This window comes from Paenibacillus maysiensis, from assembly GCF_000520815.1.
Lineage (GTDB): Bacteria > Bacillota > Bacilli > Paenibacillales > Paenibacillaceae > Paenibacillus > Paenibacillus maysiensis.
In genome coordinates, this window is sequence record NZ_ASRY01000116.1 from 1 (window position 1) to 550 (window position 550).

At 53.8% G+C, this 550-nt stretch carries 1 protein-coding gene; it reads left to right on the plus strand.

The window, feature by feature from the left end:
• Positions 1-515, plus strand: a 515-nt coding sequence (locus tag L696_RS0107745; protein WP_025683135.1) for a DL-endopeptidase inhibitor IseA family protein, incomplete at its 5' end; no start/stop codon positions are given.
• Positions 516-550: the final 35 nt, after the last annotated feature.

Here is a 550-nt window from a genome sequence, read left to right on the forward strand (position 1 = left end):
CGCAGCAGCCGTCCACTTCGGCGCCAGCAGCAGCCGCGGCTACCAGCGTGAAACCAACGCAGCTGGACAAGCTGAATCACGAGAGCGCCATTCCGCTTGTGCTGGAGGCGCAGTCGCGTTATCTGTACGCGATCAGCGGTGGTAGCCCGGTGGGCGAATCGTTCCAGTGGAACGGCAAAAGCTACCGCTATCTGTCCGAGGACATCGGTACGAAGACCAAGCTGGTCAGCTATCTGACGCAGGCCTACACCAAGCAGGCCAGTGAGCAATTTGTCGGTAAATTTTTCGTTGAAGTCAATGGCAGACTAGCTCAGTTGAACGCAGACGGTGGCAATTTGCTAGAGTTCAACCGGGCTACGGCGAAAATGGTGACGATGACCCCCGTTAAGCGCAGCTATCTGCTGACCGTGCCTTATCCGGCAGGAACCAAGCAGGCGAACGAGAAAATCACCGTAAATTTTGAAAAGGTCGGCAGCTACTGGAAAATCAGCTCCGCACCGCATATCATTTTCTAACTGTACTTGCTCAAAATCAGTTCCATGAAATGTAA